Raw genomic sequence first — 17,928 nt, forward strand, 5'->3', positions numbered from 1 at the left:
AGGTCACATGGCAAAACGAAGGAGTGAGATTGGGCGCACGCTTACCGACCAACAGAAGCGCGCGGCACAACTTCTCGTAGCGAACGAGTTTTGTGAATTGTCGCAAGGTAAGAAACTGAACCGTGAGGAACTAGCAGCCGAAATTGGAATCGCGAAATCAACGCTGTACGAGTGGATGCGTAACCCGGACTTTAACGAATACCACCGCATGGTTTCGCGCGACAAGCTACACGCGTACAGTAGCGAGGTGGACGCGGCCCTGCTGAAACTGGTCCGTATGCCGGAACCCCGTATAAAGGCGATCGAACTATGGTACAAGCTCCAAGGCGAGATTACGGACCGCTACGTTGTCGAGAACGAAAGTGGCACGGGAATCCCACGAAAATCTGACGCAGAGGTTGCGGCTGAGATTCAGAAACTCGCGGAACTGGTGAACGGGGAGGGATGAAGGTGGACAAGACATCACTAATCGTTGAAGCGACTGCGGAAATGGCACGGTTTTCTGACGTGATTAACGGCACAGCCGCGTTTAATCCGGTCGACTACGGGAGGCTACGGGAATTAGCGCGTGATCTACAGCGCCAGGAGGACGCCGAACTATCGCTTTATGGGCGTAAACTGTTCGAATTGTATCGCCATATCGAAAAGTACGCGGAGCTCCTTGAACGCTATCCGGCACACTCGCGACCCGTCCGGAAGGTCAGCGAGGCGGCAATGAAGACGGCTGCGACGTTGGAGCGAATTGGAGAACGGTTAGAGGCGGACGTTTACCGTAAAGCAGGTGAAAAGTATGGCGTATGATCTTACCGCACGCCTACGAATAATTGACGACCTGACTTCTCCGCTACGCCGAGCAACTGAGCAAGTCACAAAGACTAGCAAAATTGTCGACGTGCTAAGCGGAACTTTGGGTAAAGCCTCCGGCGCACAGGAGATGATGGGAAACTCAGCAACATTGTTAACGAGATCCATCGGTAAGTTTGACAATATGATGGGAATTACGAAAAGAACGGTAGATACCTTCCGCGATTCTTCCGGTAGACTTCGGGACGAGTTCGGAAGGTTCGTCTCTTCGGGCAAGAACGCAGGAGGAACGTTCAACGGAATCGCAAATGGCGCTATGGCGGCGAAGGGTGCCGTTCTCGGTCTGAAATCGGCCATTGGCGGAGTAATGGGCATCGCGGCGGGCTACGGATTATACCGGGCGACTGACTCGTTCCTGACGGCATCTCTCGGCGGGGCTGCGAATTACGAAATGGCGAAAGTCCAAATCGAAGCATTGTTCCAGGACGCGGAGAAGGCGCAGACGTATATGGAGCGAATGTCAGCGGCGGCCGCACTCTCTCCGATTCTGAACGAGCAGCAGGTGTTCGATAATTCCAAGTCATTCCTCGCGTTGACGAAGAATCAGGCGGTACTTGAAGACCTGTGGAAAGCGGCGGAGAAGATGAACGCGATGGACCCGGCCCAAGGACTCGAAGGCGCGGTGCTGGCTATCCGCGAGCTATCCGGCGGAGACGTGCAGAGCATGGTCGAGAGGTTCGAGTTGCCGCGCTCTGTCGTAAATAGTTGGAAGAACTTGCCGATCGAGGAGCAGGCCAAGGCAATCAACGCGTACATGGACTCCATCGGGTTTAACCAAGACTTCCTAGAGAAGACGGGCAAGACGGCGGCGAAGCAATGGGATCGGACGTCGGAGCTCTTCCAAAAGAGCGTTCGAATCATCGGACAAGACGCGCTGACCAAGCTAAAACCCGTTCTCGTCGATATTAACGATTTCCTGTCCTCACCGCGATTCGATGACTTCGTCGGGAAGGCCGGAAGCGCGATGGCCGAAATGTTCGACGATTTAATCGGTGCATCAAGGGACGCCTGGAACTACGTAGACTCTAAATTCTTCTCAAATCCCGCGTTCAACAATCTGCCGGACCTATCCGCCAAAGTGTCGTTCGTAATCGATGACCTGACGCAATCATTTACGGACTGGTACAACCGGACAGGGAGCGCACAGCTAGAAATGGCGACCGGCCGCGTCACAAAAACGATTCTTGACGGACTAGAGACGGCCGCGCCGGAGATCGCGAAGTCCGCGCTCAGTATCGGAAGCCGTATCGCCATATCGATGACCACCGGCTACCTCGAAGAGATGAAGAAGAGTATACCCGGTCAGGCGATGCTTTACGCGCTCCCCGCGATCGATTCGGCAGCGAATACGAAAGGGCTCTACGACAAGGTAATGGATTGGATGAACCCCGCCGAAGAACTTAAACCGGCGATGTACGGTCCTCCTGCGCCTCCGAAAGTGGACGGTGCGGCGTATCACGGGATTGAGTACGTACCACGCGACGGCTATACAACGCGGCTCCACAAGGGTGAGACGGTACTCCCGCGCGAAGAGGCAGCAGAGTATCGAAGTGGTAGCGGAGGTGGCGGCGTGTCTATCTCCGGGAACACGTTCGTGGTCAATGCGGCGGGTGGCGACGTCTCCGATCCGAAGGTTGTCGATAGAATCGCGTTGACTTTAGTACACCAAATGATGGCATTTCAGCGATAAAAGAGGAGTGACGAAATGACTGAACGATTGGAAGGGTCGGGTGTGAGCCAACTTTACCAAGTAATTAAACGTGTAGGTCGCAACGATTTCGACAAGTTCGAGCTTGCTACGGTCACATCGCCGCCACCGGAACTCCGTATCAGGGTCGATAACTGGCCGATCGACCTCGACCATACGGACATCATCGTGGCCGAACATCTAACGCGCCATACACGCATTGTAACGATACGGCACGAAGAGATGGCGGAGCGTGACCTCGGCGACAAGATCGTGCAGGACGGGCTCGATACGGACGACATGGTGCCTGGCAATCCGATAACGGAGTACACGCATAGTTACGTCGAGCAGACGTTTGAGGACGTACTAAAGCCGGGTGATCGCGTAATCGTTGCGAGCATGAACGACGGCCAGACATACGTAATCCTGGACCGTGCAGTAACGTATAGGTAACGAAGGAGCCGCCGGGGAGAAATCCCTAGCGGCCGTTTTTTTTTCGTTCAATACCGGTCCATATAATCGGACGTATACACGAATTGCTGTCCGCCCCCGATCATGTACCGCTTCAACCGCTCCCGAAACTCCCGATCCGCCAGCGCCAATTCTACGACGAAAGCCTGCGCGCTCCCCACCGACCGATTGCGTTTGGCCCTTCCCGCAAACACCGGATTCCGAAAGTCGAGGTTATCCGCGAGTTGAATCAAATTACCGTACGTGACGCGCGAGTGGGTTGAAGTTACTCGCGGCAACTCTACGAATGTTTCTCCGATGTCCATACGCTCCTCCCCTTCCGCTTTTGATTCGAAATGGTCCGAAAATTTCCGTGATACGAAAACATCATTCAGCACTCTGCACACTGAGAGCCCCCGGCGCGATAAGCGGAGGATATGATGCGCTGCATAACGTATCACCGACGGATCACGTCCCCACGCTTAATTTTACCGCTCAACGCCGCCTTTACGAGCTCCTGGTCCGGAAAGCTGACGCGCTTCCCCGTTACGGTATCCTCCGTGTGCAAACGCCCGTTGCTGACGGATACGACCCGGTAGCTTCCGCTTTCGAGCGAGGCCGGCGTATACACCGTTTGCGCGACGGACAATGCGAGGCCAAGTGCAATCACGCCCAGTACCGCCCAAAATCCGGTGCGCACGTCGGCGTCCGTCATCGGTTTACTCGCGTTCGGTTCGTCATGAACGACCACTTCGTAAGGTAGCGGAGCTCTCCGTTCCTGGCGATAGTACACGCGTTTATTTGCCATCGCGCGTCACCGCCTTTCGGACTGGTACGGGGACGCCGACGCCCCTCGCTACTCTTTGCGAGATACGAGCGAGAGCGAGCGGTTTGAGCTGCGACTTCACCCACCCGCTAAAATTCATCTCGTGCGCTAGTTCGTACATTGCGCGTTCGTCCGGCACATCCAGATTAAAGCAGACCGCTTTCCGTTCCATTGCCATGCGAATCCCTCCCGTTGTGTAGCGTTGTGATGCGCTATGTTACAAAGAATGTCGAACGGTTTGTCCAATATTCCCAAGGTTGGGATTAAATTTTCGACGGCTTGACCATGCTGGATAGTGAGGTGATCCGGAATGGATGAGAACTGGAAAAAGAAGAGGACGCGACTCGGGGCATTTATTGACCGCCACAAAATCAGCCAACAGTGGCTGCAGAAAGAGACGAAGTTGTCGAAGAATACTCTGACGCGACTATGTACGTACGATGAAAGCCGGGATTACCGGGCCGGGCCGTACGAGTCCGTGAAGCAGGCGATATACTTCGCGATCAAAAAGAAAAGGCCAGACGCGAAAATGTCCGACCTGTTCGATATGTGACTCTTATCTATCACTCACCGAAAGCTCCCGAAGCGGTGAGTATTTTTTATGGGCGCGGGAGATGTCGTCGAGATTGATATTCAAATACCGCTTGGTGGTAGAGAGGTCCGTATGCCCCAGGATGCGCGACAGGGTAACTAGGTCCCCTTCATTATTCAGCCAGCGAGTGGCGAACGAATGGCGCAGTGTGTGCGGCGAGACGCGGATCGTACCGTTCAGTCCCGCCCGCTTCCCGTACTCGTGCATCCGGCTCCGAATCCGTCCCTCCGCCATCCTCTCGCCATCGTTCGTTAAGAAGACGTAGCGGATGCTTGATCCGAAGAACTCGCGCGACTCTGCGATAAGCTGCCGTAGGAGTTTCGCCAGGGATTCCGAGATTGGGACGGCGCGGCTCCGTCTGTTCTTATTCTTCGCGCCCGGCAGCATGATAACGTTGTTGTCGAAGTCGATGTCGTTGATTTCGAGCGCGTTAATCTCGCACCCGCGTAGGCCAGCGTCATAGCCGAGCAGGATGGCGCAGTAGTCCCGGAAGCCTGCATACGTACTCTTATCGATGACCGAAAGCAACCGCTTAATCTCCGCCGTGCCGAACACGTTGAGCGTCTTCTCGTCCTGGCGCAGTTTCTGTAGTTGTGTCGCGGGATTCTCCGTAATGTGGCCTTCCTTTGCCAGCCGGTTAAACATCGCCTTAATCGCGCGTACCCTGACGTTGACGGTCCCGGCGGAGTTTCCGCGATCCAAGCAAGCCCGCACGTAGTTCCGTAGGTGATCGAGCGTCACTTCGTCCACGTATCGTATATTCGCGCCGAGATCCTCGTTGAGCGTGCCGAACGTCCACGCCCATACCTTCTGATAGTCGCTGAGTGTTCGCGGGCGGTAGCTTTCGGATGCGGCCGAGTTGAGTACCTTTTGCAGCGCCTCTTCCAACGTTAACCTCGCGCTAGCATTTTCCGTGTGCGATTTCAGCGTGTTCCTGCGTTTCAAAACCAACGAAAAAACCTCCGTTTCATTTAACGGAGGCTTACGTATACCGAGCGAATACAACGGGCGAATCGAGAACGCGGTCCCTACCGAACGATTCCGCACAAACGCGGTCTGCCCATTCGATAAATCAGCGTCAAAATGCCGTCATATCGCGGTTGATAACGAGTATGGTACGCCTGAAGGGAATCGAACCCCCGCACATGGTTCCGGAGACCATTGCTCTATCCACTGAGCTACAGGCGTAGAATAATGATGCCTTTCCATTATAAAACATTCGCCAGTGAGTTGCAATGGATAAAGCTGGTCTGAGCGTATTTTTTTCATGTGTGTGAACTTCTTATTTATCGAAGTGCTTCACGATATCATCCAACAGCATGTTGGCAGCAAAAATCCCGCCGCTCGTGTTCCAGATCACCTCGTTTACTTGGAACACCTGGTTGTTCTTTACGACATTGAGGTTTTTCCAGAGCGGGTCATTGACCCATTCTTCTTTATAGGCAGCAGCATCTTTGTCTTCGTAATCGGATACCCAGTAAAACAGTACGTCACCGTCGGCCAATGTCATCTGTTCCTTGGTGATCACTTGCATGAACTCGTCTTTATCCTGGGCTGCAGGTCGCGCGAAGCCCAGCTGATTGAACAGGACACCTGCGAATGTATCCTTCATATACAGGCGGACTTTTCCGTTCAGGAAGCGGACGAGCGAGACCTGAGCTTTTGTCTTGTCTCCCAGCTTTGCTTTGGCCTCTTCTACCCGTTTGTCGAAATCAGCCATGATGGCTTTCCCTTCTGCTGCCTTGTTTACCGCTTCGGCGTACAGCATGAAGTTGGTCTTCCAGTTGCCGGACAACTCGTCGGAAAAGACGGTGGGAGCGATTGCGGACAGCTGGCTGAAGACTTTTTCCTGACGAATTTTGTTCCCGATGATTAGATCGGGCTTCAGGCTGGCGATCAGCTCCAGGTTCGGCTGTGTTTCCTCACCCAACACCGCGACGTCCTGCATTTTGTCTTGGATGTGGGCATACCACGGTTCTCCTTGCCAGGACTTCACAGCTCCGACAGGCTTGATGCCGAGAGCAAGCAGGGCTTCTGTACCTTCATTGGTGAGAATGACGACCCGATTGGGCGTGCCTGTGATCTTGGTTTCACCCATGGCATGTGGAACGACGCGCACGTCTCCTGAATTTTCTGGTGCGGGCGCTTCTGTTTCGGTTGGGGCAGTTGCCGCCGGTTGGTGGTTGGAAGCAGCTTGATTGCCGCTGCCGCAACCGCTGACGAACAGGAGCAGCGATAAACCGATCAGGCCGAAGATGCGAAATGCTTTCATGAAAAAAATCACCCCAAAATCATTGAAATTAATTATCATTATCACTAGACTAACTGTATAATTCAGGAAGAGGGTCTGTCAATCATTTTTTGATAACAATAATCATTATCATTGACGGGCGGATTAGGTGTACGTACAATACAGGTAATGTGTTGAGGAAAGAAGGGAATAGCGTGGCATCCATCTTGTCCACTCGGTTTCAAAAGACTGCGGTCCTCATCGCCGGTATGGTGATCCTGCTCGTGGCGATGGGAGCGAGCATTCTGTATGGTTTGCAGAATTTTCCCATATCGACAGCGATTCAGGCTTATACCGGCTTTGACGGCAGCAATGAGCATCTCATCATCCAGCATACAAGGTTTCCCCGGGCGATTACGGCGGCCTTTGTCGGAGGGAGTCTGGCAGTAGCCGGGGCCTTGTTGCAAGCATTGACGCGCAACCCGCTCGCTTCTCCCTCCATCTTTGGAATCAACTCGGGAGCGGCGCTGCTGATCGTGCTTGCGCTCTACCTGTTTGGTTCCATCTTTTCATTTCGCGAGCTGATGTGGGTAGGCTTTATCGGAGCAGGATTGACGGCTCTGTTCGTTTACCTTCTGGGTTCAGCAGGGCGAGGAGGCATGTCTCCGGTAAAAGTAACCTTGGCCGGGGCAGCGGTGGCTGCATTCGCTTCGTCGCTTACGTCGCTCTTGATGCTGATCGACAATGTAACGCTTGATGAAGCCCTGTATTGGCTGGTCGGCTCGGTATCGGGAAGAGATCTGCGCCATGCGCTCATGATTCTTCCGTACCTGGTCGGCGGATGGCTGCTGGCAGTGCTGCTGGCCAAATCCCTCAACATCATGTCGCTAGGGGATGATGTGGCCAAAAGCCTGGGACAGAAAACCGTATGGGTAAAATCCGCAGTCGTCATCGTTGTCGTCCTGCTGGCTGGCGGCTCGGTTGCCCTGACAGGTCCGATCGGCTTCGTGGGCATTATGATTCCGCATATTTGCCGGTATCTGATCGGGATTGATCACCGTTGGCTGATTCCTTATTGCATCGTGTTTGGCGCGATTTTTCTGGTGTTGGCGGATTTGATATCCCGTTTTCTGCTGATGCCGGAAGAGGTGCCGGTTGGAGTGGCGACAGCTGTGGTCGGGGTGCCGTTCGTCATAGCCATTGTCAGGAGGAGGGCGTATGAATAAATTTATCGTCTTGCGCAGTCAACGGCCGCTGTATTCGTATCAAGTAAACAGGCGCTGCCTGGTGATTCTGAGCCTGCTGTTCGTTTTGTTGGCGGGGGTCAGCATCGTCAGCATCGGACTGGGCAGCATTCAGATCCCTGTCATGGAGGTTTTGAAAAGTCTGGTCGGGCTGGGCGAAAATACGCATCAACTGGTGGTGCTGGAGCTGAGGCTGCCGCGCATTGCGGTGGCAGTCCTAGTGGGGGCATCGCTGGCTGTATCGGGTGCGATTCTGCAGGCTTTGATTCGAAATCCGTTGGCATCCCCGGATCTGATCGGAACCACGAATGGAGCAGCGGCTGCCGCAGTAGCCTATATTGCCTATTCCAACGGGGCCCACAGCATTCATTGGCTGCCATTTGTAGCGTTGGTCGGCGGGCTTTTCGCTGCATTCCTCACCTATATGGCATCCTGGAAGCGGGGGCTGTCTCCGTTTCGCTTTGCGCTGATCGGCGTCTCGATCTCGACAGCAATGGCAGCCCTCACGATCTTCTTCCTGATCTCCGGACCGCTGTATATGGCCGCTCAGGCGATGAGCTGGATGTCGGGCACGGTGTATGGAAGCTCGTGGGATCATGTGTTCACTTTGCTTCCCTGGACTATCGTATTTGTCCTGATCGCGCTCATGAACGCCAGAACATTGAATGCACAGGAGCTGGGTGAGGATATAGCACACGGGGTAGGAGTATCAGTCGAGCGCAAGCGTCTGCTCATGATTGCTGTGAGTGTAGCTCTGGCTGCTGCAGCGGTCGGGATTGGCGGCGGAATCGGCTTTGTCGGGCTGATGGCTCCGCATATGGCGCGAAAGCTGGTCGGCTCGTCCTTTGGCAGCTTGCTGCCTGCGTCAGCTTGCTTGGGAGCCTTGTTTGTCTTGATCGCCGATTTGGCGGCCAGGACGCTGTTTCTTCCTCTCGATGTCCCAGCAGGCGTTTTTACCGCGGCGGTCGGGGCCCCGTTTTTTCTGTTTCTTCTATACAAAAGTCGACAAGCATAACACCATTCCTGTATGAAAGTCCGCTCCCCGCTGACGAATAATCAACTTTTGGCAGGAAAATTGCAAGAGAGAACGAATATAATGGGATCAGGGAGTACAGTCAGAAGCAGTGGGGGGAGGGCAGCTTCATGAACATGGGAATGGGGTTATATCAAGAGCAGACACTCAGATTGGTCATGACACCGGAACTGCGTCAAGCGATTACGATCTTGCAATATTCCACGATTGATTTAATCTCTTACTTGCATGAACAAGCGATAGAAAATCCCGTGATTGAACTGCAGGAAGCGGCTGGGGAGACAGCTTCGACCCGAGTGGAAAAGCCGACTCACGAATTGGACTGGAAAGAGATCGTAGGCAATCGAGCGACAGGCGATTTTTCGCCGATGAAAAATGACAGCACTTACAATCCGCTGGATCACGTCTCGCAGGGCTCTTTGACGCTCTATCAGCACCTGGAGACGCAACTCGGCTATGTAAAAGGGTTCACGCCCGGGCAAAAGGAAATCGCCCTGTTTTTGATCGGCAATCTGGACGAAAAGGGCTATCTGGAGGTAAGCACAGAGGAAGCAGCGGCTGCCCTTCAGGCAGATTTGCAGGAGGTCGAGGACGTTCTGTCCATCCTGCAGCATTTCGATCCGGTGGGAGTGGCGGCACGCAATCTGGAGGAATGCCTCCTGCTGCAGCTGGAGCATCTGGCGCTGGATGACGAAAAGATCGTTCAGGTGGTGCGCCATCATCTTCAGGATCTGGCGGACAATCGCTATCAGCGGATCGCAGATAAAGTAGGCTGTACGGTCCTGGACGTGCAGGCGATGGCCGATCTCGTGCGCACGCTGAATCCGCGTCCAGGAGCAGCCTTTTCATCTACGGACACCCGATATGTGATCCCGGATGTCTCCGTCGAAAAGGTAGGGAGCGAGTATGTCGTCCTCGTAAACGACGTCGCTACACCGCGTTTGAAAATTAGCCCTTTTTACGAAAAAATGCTGAATCAGCAAAAGAGCCAGGAGGAAGCAAAGCAGTTCATCCACGACAAGCTGAACGCCGCGATGTGGCTGGCAAAAAGCCTGGAGCAGAGGCGCTTGACCTTGCTGCGGGTCACACAGGCCATCGTCGAGCTGCAGCTGGACTTTTTCGAGCGGGGGATTCACTACCTCAAGCCGATGACGCAAAAGGAAATCGCGGAGAAGGTCGGCTTGCACGAATCGACGATCAGCCGCGCGACGAGCAATAAATACGTTCAGACGCCGCGGGGGATCTTTGAATTGAAGTACTTTTTCACCTCTGCGCTGGCTACGGCGAGCGGGGAGTCTGCCTCCTCGGAGAGTGTCAAACGCCGAATCAAGGCGCTGATCGAGCAAGAGGACCGGAAAGCGCCGCTGTCCGATCAAAAGCTGTCGGAAATGCTGCTTGCGGAAGGAATCGAGATCTCGCGCCGGACGGTAGCCAAGTATCGGGAGGAAATGCTCATCCCTTCCTCAGCCAAACGAAAGAGGTTTTAAACGTTGAGTGAGTCGAATCGTATGGAGATCGTTCTCTACGGGAGAAAAAACTGCAAGCTGTGCGACGAGGTGGAGGAGTCGATACGAATCCTTGGCGCGGTCTATCCCTTGGATCTGCGAGTTGTCGACATCGAGTCAGACCCCGCGCTGCACGAGGAATTCATGCTGGTGATTCCGGCGGTAGCGATTGATGGAGAAGTGGTGTTTCGCTCCATCACGCACGTCGTAACACTGGCGGAGCTGGATCAGGAATTTCAGCGCAGGGGAACTTGAACCTTTTTACCAGGTGTGCTACATTTGATTTGTAGCACATTTCTTTTTTTTGCTCGAAGTGGGACGTAATTTGTATCACCGGGACATTTTAAGTCCCGATCAAGACGATTTTACCATATGAGGAAGAATGTACATGCGCCGTCTAGTGGAGTTGCAACAAAAGCTGTTGCCAGACCTGGTCCAGGTACTGCGGGAGCGATACATGCTGCTTCGTTCCATCGATCATTTGCAGCCCATCGGCAGACGCGGCCTCGCGCAGGCGATGGGGACCACAGAACGCATCCTGCGCGCAGAAGTAGAGCTGTTAAAAGACTCGGGACTTCTGCATGTGTCTGCAGCCGGCATGAATTTAAGCGTGGAGGGACAGCAGGTTCTGGACGAAATGGAGCCTTTGGTCGGGGAGTTGTTCGGACTGACCGATTTGGCGGAGCAGCTGCAGCGGCTCCTGGGGATTCCGGAAGTGATCGTGGTTCAGGGCAATGCCGACCAGTCCCCTTGGGTCAAGGAAGAACTGGGGAGAGTAGCAGCGCGAGTCCTCAAGCAGATCGTCCAGGAAAACGACATCGTAGCGGTCACCGGCGGATCATCCGTCGCCAGTCTGGCCCATCACCTGTCCGCTGCGCCCGTATTCAAAACGGTCCAGTTCGTTCCGGCGCGCGGCGGTTTGTCCGAGCGGGCAGAGCTGCAAGCCAATACCTTGGCTTCGCAGATGGCAGCCAGAACGGGGGCCAGCTATCATCTCCTGCATGTGCCCGACCGCTTGCAGCCAGAGGCGTTGCAGACCTTGAAGAAGGAGCAGCAGGTGCAAGAAGTGCTGAATCTGCTTCGTCAGGCCCGCATCGTCCTGCACGGGATCGGGGACGCCATCTCGATGGCAAAGAGGCGGAACCACTCCGAGGCGGAGATTGCGGAGTTGCAGGAAAAAGGGGCAGTCTCCGAGGCGTTCGGCTACTACTTTAATGAAGCCGGCGAGACGGTCCATCACATGCCGACGATCGGGCTGCAGCTCGAAGATGTGAAAAAAGCAGAGAGCGTCCTCTCGATAGCAGGGGGAGAAAGCAAGGCAAAAGCGATCCTTTCCTTTGCCAAACAGTCGTGTCAGAATGTACTTGTAACGGATGAAGGAGCTGCCAGGTCCTTATTGTCCGCACGACTGTAACCGGAAGGACGTTGGTTGGCATGAACAGTGCGGCGGTGCTTTCGATTTCGTCGCTGATTCTGGGAATTGTACTTAGTTTAACGCTTGATTTTCCTCTCTCTTTGGGGATTCTTTTTGCGATCTTGGTCACACTGGTAAGTGTGAAACAAAAAGGCTATAGCTGGAAAAAACAATTCGGCTTTGGCTGGGATGGCATACGGCAGACCAAGCCCGTCCTGATCATTCTGTTTCTGGTCGGGCTGTTGATTCCGCTCTTGATGATGGGCGGGACGATTCCGGCGATCATCTACTATGGCCTGTCGATTGTCAATGTCCAGTACTTGCTGGTAATCTCTTTTCTCTTGACCTCAGCAGTCAGCTACCTGCTGGGGACGTCAGTCGGCACCTTGAGTACCATCGGGCTCTCCCTGATGGGGATTGCTCATGCGGCTGGGATACCGGCAGGGATGGTCGGAGGCGCGTTGATTTCGGGAGCGATGGTGGGCGAACGCTTTTCTCCCATCTCCAGCAGCCGGATGCTGATCCTCGCTCATGTCGGGATGACCGAAAAGCAGGATCTGGCAACACAAGGCGCGGCGCGGTTGACAGCCGTTCTGTGCGCGGTGCTGTTCCTGATCCTCGATTTGTTTCGTGCTTCGGTGGATTCCGGGGAATCAATCCGCATGTACCAGGAGCTGTTGACCAGCCATTTTTCGATTGATTGGCTGACGCTGATGCCATTGGTGGTCCTGATTGCTGTCTTCGCGTTTCGTGTGAAGGCGATCAAGGCGCTGCTTTACGGCGTTGTGAGCAGCCTCGTGCTGGTCATGCTGAAAGGACCGCTTCCGTTGCCCGTTTTGATCGAAACCATCGTGTACGGCTACGAGCCGAAGACGGGGACGCTGATCGATGAGCTGGTTCACGGCGGAGGGATGCTTTCCATTTTCAGCGTGCTGCTCTTGATCGTGCTGGCTGGATTTTTAAACGGTATTTTAAACAAGGCAAAACTGTTGACTCCCTTCGTCGAGCGGATGATGGGAGAGACGAAAAATAGCGTGGTTCTGGTCGGGAAGTCGATTGCGCTCTCGCTTTTGGTCGTCATGATCAGCTGCAACCAGACGATTCCCATCCTGGTGATGGGTTCGACGCTGATCGGACGATTTTCCCGGTATAGCCGGGGCAAGGAATTCCTGGGGAAAACGATGCTGGATTCGACACTGGTCATGCCCGTGCTGATACCCTGGAACGGCTTGGCGATGGTGATCGCGATCAGCTTGGGCGTCCCGACACTGGAAACATTGCCGTATGTGCTGTACTCGTTGTTGTTGCCATTGGTTACGCTCTGGTCGGCTCGTCGTTTTGACGGCAAAGCCGGGGTGATTCTCGATACAAAAAAAGCGATGTAAATGAGCAGGAGGTTTTGGATATGGTAAAGGTTGGTATTAACGGTTTTGGACGCATCGGTCGCAATGTGTTTCGTGCAGCGCTGAACAATCCCAATGTGGAGATCGTCGCAGTCAATGATTTGACCGATGCGCGCACACTGGCGCATTTGTTGAAATACGATTCGGTGCACGGCGTACTGGATGCTGACGTAGAAGCGGGAGACAACACGCTGTTTGTCGGCGGCAAAGAAATCAAGGTATTGGCGGAGCGCGATCCGGCTCAACTCAAATGGGCGGATTACGGCGTGGAAATCGTCGTGGAATCTACCGGACGCTTCACGAAGCGCGAGGATGCGGCGAAACACCTGGAGGGTGGAGCGAAAAAAGTCATCATCTCGGCGCCTGCTACGAATGAAGACATCACGGTTGTCATGGGCGTTAACGAAGAAAATTACGATCCAGCGGCTCATACCGTCATCTCCAACGCTTCCTGCACCACCAACTGCCTGGCTCCGTTCGCAAAGGTACTGAACGATCAGTTCGGCATCGTGCGCGGTCTGATGACTACCGTTCACTCTTATACCAATGACCAGCAAATCCTGGACCTGCCGCACAAGGACCTGCGCCGTGCCCGCGCAGCAGCAGAGAACATCATCCCGACCTCGACCGGGGCTGCCAAAGCGGTAGCGCTCGTGCTGCCTGAGCTGAAAGGCAAGCTGAACGGCTTTGCGATGCGTGTTCCTACACCGAACGTATCGGTAGTGGATCTGGTAGCAGAACTGAAAAAAGATGTAACCGTAGATGAAGTGAATCAGGCTTTGAAAGAAGCTGCAAACGGCAAGCTGAAAGGCATCATAGGCTATTCGGAAGAGCCTTTGGTTTCTTCGGACTACAACGGCAACCCGGCTTCTTCGACGATCGATGCGCTGTCGACCATGGTATTGGAAGGCAATATGGTGAAAGTTGTCTCCTGGTACGACAATGAGTGGGGCTATTCCAACCGCGTCGTAGACTTGTGCCATTATGTTGCGCAGCGTGGCTTGTAAAAAGTAAAATAGATTTGTTTGGAAAAAAGGGAGAGAGATCTCCCTTTTCCCATATGGATTTTACGAAGAATAAGCCACTGATTTGGGAGGATCGTTCATGAATAAGAAATCTATCCGCGATGTTGAGCTGGCGGGGAAGCGCGTGTTTTGCCGTGTCGACTTCAATGTTCCGATGCAGGACGGTGTGATTACCGATGATACGCGGATTCGGGCTGCCGTCCCGACCATTCGCTACATGGCAGACGCCGGGGCCAAGGTGATTTTGGCGAGTCATTTTGGCCGTCCCAAAGGCCAGGTCGTAGAAGAGATGCGCCTCACTCCAGTTGCCGCTCATCTGTCTGCTCTGCTCGGCAAAGAAGTGACCAAGCTGGGGGACTCGGTGGGGGAAGAAGTGAAGGCGGCGGTAGCAGGGATGAAGAATGGAGACGTCCTCTTGCTGGAGAATGTCCGTTTTCACCCTGGCGAAGAGAAGAATGATCCAGAGCTTGCGAAAAGCTTCGCTGAGCTGGCGGATCTGTTCGTCAACGATGCGTTTGGCACAGCCCATCGCGCGCATGCGTCTACAGCAGGCATCGCTCAGTACATACCTGCTGTAAGCGGACTTTTGATGGAAAAGGAGATCCGCTTCATGGGCGGTGCGCTCTCGAATCCCGAGCGGCCTTTCACAGCCATCGTCGGCGGTGCCAAGGTGAAGGACAAGATCGCCGTGATCGAAAATCTGCTGACGAAAGTGGATCACCTGATCATCGGCGGCGGAATGGCGAATACCTTCCTGAAAGCGCAGGGCTATGCGATCGGGGCATCGCTGTGCGAGGATGACAAGCTGGATCTGGCTCGTTCCTTGATGGAACAGGCGAAGGAACGCGGTGTAAACCTGATGATGCCGATCGATGTCGTCGTCGCGGATCGCTTCGCGGCGGATGCGGAGAAAAAGACGGTCGCGATCGATGCGATTCCAGAGGGCTGGATGGCGCTCGATATCGGACCGAAGACTGTAGAAGCCTACCACCGCGTCATTGTGGAGTCCAAAACCGTGGTGTGGAACGGGCCGATGGGTGTATTCGAGATGGACGCCTTTGCACAAGGGACAATCGGGGTGGCCCGCGCCATGAAAGAATGTTCGGGAACGACGATCATCGGCGGCGGCGATTCGGTAGCTGCAGTGGAGAAGGCAGGAGTCGCAGAAGAGATGACGCATATCTCGACTGGCGGCGGCGCTTCACTGGAATTCATGGAAGGCAAGGAACTGCCGGGAGTGACCGTTCTGACAGATAACGAATAGGGGGAATCAAGGTGAGAACGCCAATCATCGCGGGAAACTGGAAGATGTTCAAGACCATTGCCGAAGCGAAGAAATTCGCGGAGGAAGCCAAAGCGGGAAGCGACATTGCGGGTGTGCAAAAGGTGATTTGTGCGCCCTATACAGCTCTGTCTGCTCTGTCAGAAGCGCTGCAAGGAAGCGGCCTGGCGCTTGGCGCACAGAACATGCATTTTGAGGAGCAGGGAGCCTTTACCGGGGAGATCAGCCCGTCCATGCTAAAAGAGATCGGCGTCGAATACGTAATCATCGGTCATTCCGAGCGTCGTCAATACTTCAATGAAACAGACGAGACGGTGAATAAAAAAGTGCTGGCAGCCCTCAAGCACGGCTTGGTGCCAATTCTATGCGTAGGGGAAAGCCTGGAGCAGCGCGAGGCAGGCGAGACTGCCAAGGTCGTGCGCACGCAGACAGAGGCGGCATTGGCAGGACTGGAAGCGGAACAGGTGGCTGATGTGGTCATTGCCTATGAACCAATCTGGGCGATTGGCACGGGCAAATCCTCCAGCGCACAGGAGGCGAACGAGACCATCGCGGTGATTCGCCAGGTGATCGCAGAGCGCTTTGGACAAGATGCCGGTGCGCGTGTACGCATCCAGTACGGCGGCAGTGTGAAGCCGGAGAATATCGCCAGCTATCTGTCGCAGCCGGATATCGATGGAGCGTTGGTCGGGGGAGCCAGTCTGGACGCGGCAAGCTACCTTCAACTCGTCAAGGGATCACTGCAAGAATAGGGAGGGAAGTCAGATGGCACATCGGCCCAAACCGGTCGCTTTGCTGATTTTGGACGGTTTTGCGCTGCGTGACGAAACCTACGGCAATGCTGTCGCACAGGCAAAAAAACCGAATTTTGATCGTTACTGGAATACCTATCCGCACGCCACCCTGCAGGCGAGCGGACTTGCTGTCGGCCTGCCGGAGGGACAGATGGGCAACTCCGAAGTCGGTCATCTGAATATTGGTGCCGGACGCGTCGTCTACCAGGATCTGACGCGCATCACCAAATCGATTGCAGAAGGCGATTTTTACAACAACGAGACCCTGGTCGCAGCATTCAACCACGCGCGTGAAAACGGTACGAAGGTTCATCTCTTCGGCCTGCTGTCGGACGGCGGCGTACACAGCCATATTCAGCATTTGTACGCGATCCTGGAGCTGGCGAAGCGGCAGAACTTCGACCGCGTCTACATCCACGCTTTTCTGGACGGACGGGATGTATCGCCTGACAGCGCAGTGGACTACATCGAGCAGCTGCAGGCCAAAATCGCCGAGATCGGCGTCGGCAAAATCGCGACAGTCCAGGGACGCTACTATGCGATGGACCGCGACAAGCGCTGGGAGCGGGTAGAAAAGGCGTACCGGGCAATGGCCTACGGTGATGGCCCTTCCTATACAGATCCGCTCCAGGCTGTGAAGGAATCGTATGAAAAGTCGATCATGGACGAATTCGTCATGCCGACGGTCATCACAGACGAGCAGGGCAAGCCTGTTACTACGATCCAGGACAAGGACGCGATCATCTTTTTCAACTTCCGTCCCGACCGGGCGATCCAGACCTCGCAAGCCTTTACGAACGACGATTTTCGCGGCTTTGACCGCGGCGAGAACCGCCCGCGCGACTTGCATTTTGTCTGCCTGACGCATTTCTCGGAATCGGTAGACGGCTATGTCGCCTATAAGCCTTCCAATCTGGACAATACCCTGGGAGAAGTGCTTTCCCAGAACGGCTTGAAGCAGCTTCGCATCGCAGAGACGGAGAAATACCCGCACGTGACGTTCTTTTTCAGCGGCGGACGCGAGCAGGAGTTCCCGGGCGAGACTCGTATCCTGATTCCGTCGCCGAAGGTTGCGACGTACGATTTGAAGCCCGAGATGAGTGCGCTGGAGCTGACAGATGCAGTGGTGAAGGAGATCGAGGCGGAGAACTTCGACGCGATCATCCTGAACTTCGCCAACTGTGACATGGTCGGGCACTCTGGCATGATGGAGCCGACGATCAAGGCGGTCGAGACAGTCGATGCCTGCCTCGGAAGAGTAGTCGATGCCATTCTCGCCAAGGGCGGTGCCGCCATCATCACAGCAGACCACGGCAATGCCGACCTGATGCTCGATGAAGCAGGACGCCCGATCACGTCCCACAGCACCTATCCGGTCCCAGTGATCGTGACGAAGGAAGGCGCAGAGCTGAGAACGGACGGAATCCTGGCAGATCTTTCGCCGACCTTGCTCGATCTGCTGCAGGTCCAACAACCTGCAGAGATGACAGGAAAATCCTTGCTTGCAAAATAGTCCTGGGTATCACAAACTGTAGAAGGATAGACAGCTTACTACGAGTTTCATGTAAAGGAGATGGAT

Annotated in this window: 20 protein-coding genes and 1 tRNA gene; 15 read left to right on the top strand and 6 right to left on the bottom strand. The window is 54.6% G+C overall.

Features of this window, described 5'->3' with window-relative positions:
* Positions 1 to 7: 7 nt before the first annotated feature.
* The 4 genes from T458_RS54960 (at position 8) to T458_RS54975 (ending at position 3,004) form a co-directional block, all read left to right on the top strand.
* A complete protein-coding gene (locus tag T458_RS54960; RefSeq protein WP_023555413.1) occupies positions 8 to 448 on the top strand; it encodes a phBC6A51 family helix-turn-helix protein in 441 nt (146 codons plus the stop codon).
* 2 nt (positions 449 to 450) lie between these two features.
* Positions 451 to 801 (top strand): hypothetical protein, encoded by a 351-nt coding sequence (locus T458_RS54965; RefSeq protein WP_031306339.1) that lies wholly within the window; start codon positions 451 to 453, stop codon positions 799 to 801.
* Between the two features lie 154 nt (positions 802 to 955).
* Entirely contained in the window at positions 956 to 2,554 is a 1,599-nt protein-coding gene (locus T458_RS54970; RefSeq protein ID WP_144083921.1) for a hypothetical protein, read from the top strand.
* A 15-nt stretch (positions 2,555 to 2,569) separates the two neighbouring features.
* Positions 2,570 to 3,004, top strand: a complete 435-nt coding sequence (locus T458_RS54975; RefSeq protein ID WP_023555416.1) for a DUF2577 domain-containing protein — start codon at positions 2,570 to 2,572, stop codon at positions 3,002 to 3,004.
* Positions 3,005 to 3,051: 47 nt separating this feature from the next.
* Here T458_RS54975 and T458_RS54980 read toward each other — a convergent pair whose 3' ends face one another.
* From T458_RS54980 to T458_RS54990, 3 genes are all read right to left on the bottom strand, one after another.
* Entirely contained in the window at positions 3,052 to 3,327 is a 276-nt protein-coding gene (locus T458_RS54980; RefSeq protein ID WP_144083922.1) for a hypothetical protein, read from the bottom strand.
* A gap of 131 nt (positions 3,328 to 3,458) precedes the next feature.
* A complete protein-coding gene (locus tag T458_RS57050) occupies positions 3,459 to 3,671 on the bottom strand; it encodes a hypothetical protein (protein WP_144083923.1) in 213 nt (70 codons plus the stop codon).
* Between the two features lie 127 nt (positions 3,672 to 3,798).
* Positions 3,799 to 4,005, bottom strand: a complete 207-nt coding sequence (locus T458_RS54990; RefSeq protein ID WP_023555419.1) for a hypothetical protein — start codon at positions 4,003 to 4,005, stop codon at positions 3,799 to 3,801.
* Positions 4,006 to 4,137: 132 nt separating this feature from the next.
* Between T458_RS54990 and T458_RS54995 the strand changes: the two genes are divergently transcribed.
* Positions 4,138 to 4,380 carry a hypothetical protein gene (locus T458_RS54995; protein ID WP_023555420.1) on the top strand — a complete coding sequence of 81 codons (243 nt, stop codon included), beginning with the start codon at positions 4,138 to 4,140 and terminating at the stop codon, positions 4,378 to 4,380.
* Between the two features lie 3 nt (positions 4,381 to 4,383).
* Here the strand turns inward: T458_RS54995 and T458_RS55000 are convergent, their stop codons facing one another.
* From T458_RS55000 to T458_RS55010, 3 genes are all read right to left on the bottom strand, one after another.
* Complete coding sequence (locus tag T458_RS55000) at positions 4,384 to 5,307, bottom strand: tyrosine-type recombinase/integrase (protein ID WP_144083924.1); 924 nt, start codon at positions 5,305 to 5,307, stop codon at positions 4,384 to 4,386.
* A gap of 225 nt (positions 5,308 to 5,532) precedes the next feature.
* Positions 5,533 to 5,607 (bottom strand) — tRNA-Arg (locus tag T458_RS55005).
* Positions 5,608 to 5,701: 94 nt separating this feature from the next.
* Positions 5,702 to 6,691, bottom strand: coding sequence for an ABC transporter substrate-binding protein (locus T458_RS55010; RefSeq protein ID WP_023555422.1), 990 nt, complete (start codon positions 6,689 to 6,691; stop codon positions 5,702 to 5,704).
* A 227-nt stretch (positions 6,692 to 6,918) separates the two neighbouring features.
* Between T458_RS55010 and T458_RS55015 the strand changes: the two genes are divergently transcribed.
* From T458_RS55015 to gpmI, 10 genes are all read left to right on the top strand, one after another.
* A complete protein-coding gene (locus tag T458_RS55015) occupies positions 6,919 to 7,875 on the top strand; it encodes a FecCD family ABC transporter permease (protein ID WP_051410155.1) in 957 nt (318 codons plus the stop codon).
* Positions 7,868 to 8,908 (top strand): FecCD family ABC transporter permease, encoded by a 1,041-nt coding sequence (locus T458_RS55020; RefSeq protein ID WP_023555424.1) that lies wholly within the window; start codon positions 7,868 to 7,870, stop codon positions 8,906 to 8,908. Before T458_RS55015 ends, T458_RS55020 begins: the two co-directional genes overlap by 8 nt.
* Before the next feature lie 128 nt (positions 8,909 to 9,036).
* A complete protein-coding gene (gene rpoN / locus T458_RS55025; RefSeq protein ID WP_023555425.1) occupies positions 9,037 to 10,413 on the top strand; it encodes an RNA polymerase factor sigma-54 in 1,377 nt (458 codons plus the stop codon).
* A gap of 3 nt (positions 10,414 to 10,416) precedes the next feature.
* On the top strand, positions 10,417 to 10,686 hold the full coding sequence (locus T458_RS55030) for a glutaredoxin family protein (RefSeq protein ID WP_354702702.1): 270 nt from the start codon (positions 10,417 to 10,419) through the stop codon (positions 10,684 to 10,686).
* A 133-nt stretch (positions 10,687 to 10,819) separates the two neighbouring features.
* Positions 10,820 to 11,845, top strand: a complete 1,026-nt coding sequence (locus T458_RS55035; RefSeq protein ID WP_023555427.1) for a sugar-binding transcriptional regulator — start codon at positions 10,820 to 10,822, stop codon at positions 11,843 to 11,845.
* A 20-nt stretch (positions 11,846 to 11,865) separates the two neighbouring features.
* Positions 11,866 to 13,230, top strand: coding sequence for a Na+/H+ antiporter NhaC family protein (locus T458_RS55040; protein ID WP_023555428.1), 1,365 nt, complete (start codon positions 11,866 to 11,868; stop codon positions 13,228 to 13,230).
* A 20-nt stretch (positions 13,231 to 13,250) separates the two neighbouring features.
* The gene (gene gap, locus T458_RS55045; RefSeq protein WP_023555429.1) at positions 13,251 to 14,255 is read left to right on the top strand and encodes a type I glyceraldehyde-3-phosphate dehydrogenase; all 1,005 of its coding nucleotides are present in this window, start codon (positions 13,251 to 13,253) and stop codon (positions 14,253 to 14,255) included.
* A 97-nt stretch (positions 14,256 to 14,352) separates the two neighbouring features.
* Positions 14,353 to 15,537, top strand: coding sequence for a phosphoglycerate kinase (locus tag T458_RS55050; protein ID WP_023555430.1), 1,185 nt, complete (start codon positions 14,353 to 14,355; stop codon positions 15,535 to 15,537).
* A gap of 11 nt (positions 15,538 to 15,548) precedes the next feature.
* On the top strand, positions 15,549 to 16,307 hold the full coding sequence (gene tpiA / locus T458_RS55055) for a triose-phosphate isomerase (protein ID WP_023555431.1): 759 nt from the start codon (positions 15,549 to 15,551) through the stop codon (positions 16,305 to 16,307).
* 13 nt (positions 16,308 to 16,320) lie between these two features.
* Positions 16,321 to 17,862, top strand: coding sequence for a 2,3-bisphosphoglycerate-independent phosphoglycerate mutase (gene gpmI / locus T458_RS55060; RefSeq protein WP_023555432.1), 1,542 nt, complete (start codon positions 16,321 to 16,323; stop codon positions 17,860 to 17,862).
* The last annotated feature ends 66 nt before the right edge of the window (positions 17,863 to 17,928 follow it).

The sequence above is a fragment of the Brevibacillus panacihumi W25 genome (assembly GCF_000503775.1).
Lineage (GTDB): Bacteria > Bacillota > Bacilli > Brevibacillales > Brevibacillaceae > Brevibacillus > Brevibacillus panacihumi_A.

Coding starts and splice junctions, on each gene's coding strand:
- T458_RS54980 (WP_144083922.1), bottom strand. CDS start 3,327: ATGGACATCGGAGAAACATTCGTAGAGTTGCCGCGAGTAACTTCAACC.
- T458_RS55010 (WP_023555422.1), bottom strand. CDS start 6,691: ATGAAAGCATTTCGCATCTTCGGCCTGATCGGTTTATCGCTGCTCCTG.
- T458_RS55040 (WP_023555428.1), top strand. CDS start 11,866: ATGAACAGTGCGGCGGTGCTTTCGATTTCGTCGCTGATTCTGGGAATT.
- T458_RS54975 (WP_023555416.1), top strand. CDS start 2,570: ATGACTGAACGATTGGAAGGGTCGGGTGTGAGCCAACTTTACCAAGTA.
- gpmI (WP_023555432.1), top strand. CDS start 16,321: ATGGCACATCGGCCCAAACCGGTCGCTTTGCTGATTTTGGACGGTTTT.
- gap (WP_023555429.1), top strand. CDS start 13,251: ATGGTAAAGGTTGGTATTAACGGTTTTGGACGCATCGGTCGCAATGTG.
- T458_RS55015 (WP_051410155.1), top strand. CDS start 6,919: ATGGTGATCCTGCTCGTGGCGATGGGAGCGAGCATTCTGTATGGTTTG.
- T458_RS54995 (WP_023555420.1), top strand. CDS start 4,138: ATGGATGAGAACTGGAAAAAGAAGAGGACGCGACTCGGGGCATTTATT.
- T458_RS55035 (WP_023555427.1), top strand. CDS start 10,820: ATGCGCCGTCTAGTGGAGTTGCAACAAAAGCTGTTGCCAGACCTGGTC.
- T458_RS54990 (WP_023555419.1), bottom strand. CDS start 4,005: ATGGCAATGGAACGGAAAGCGGTCTGCTTTAATCTGGATGTGCCGGAC.
- T458_RS55050 (WP_023555430.1), top strand. CDS start 14,353: ATGAATAAGAAATCTATCCGCGATGTTGAGCTGGCGGGGAAGCGCGTG.
- rpoN (WP_023555425.1), top strand. CDS start 9,037: ATGAACATGGGAATGGGGTTATATCAAGAGCAGACACTCAGATTGGTC.
- T458_RS54960 (WP_023555413.1), top strand. CDS start 8: ATGGCAAAACGAAGGAGTGAGATTGGGCGCACGCTTACCGACCAACAG.
- T458_RS55020 (WP_023555424.1), top strand. CDS start 7,868: ATGAATAAATTTATCGTCTTGCGCAGTCAACGGCCGCTGTATTCGTAT.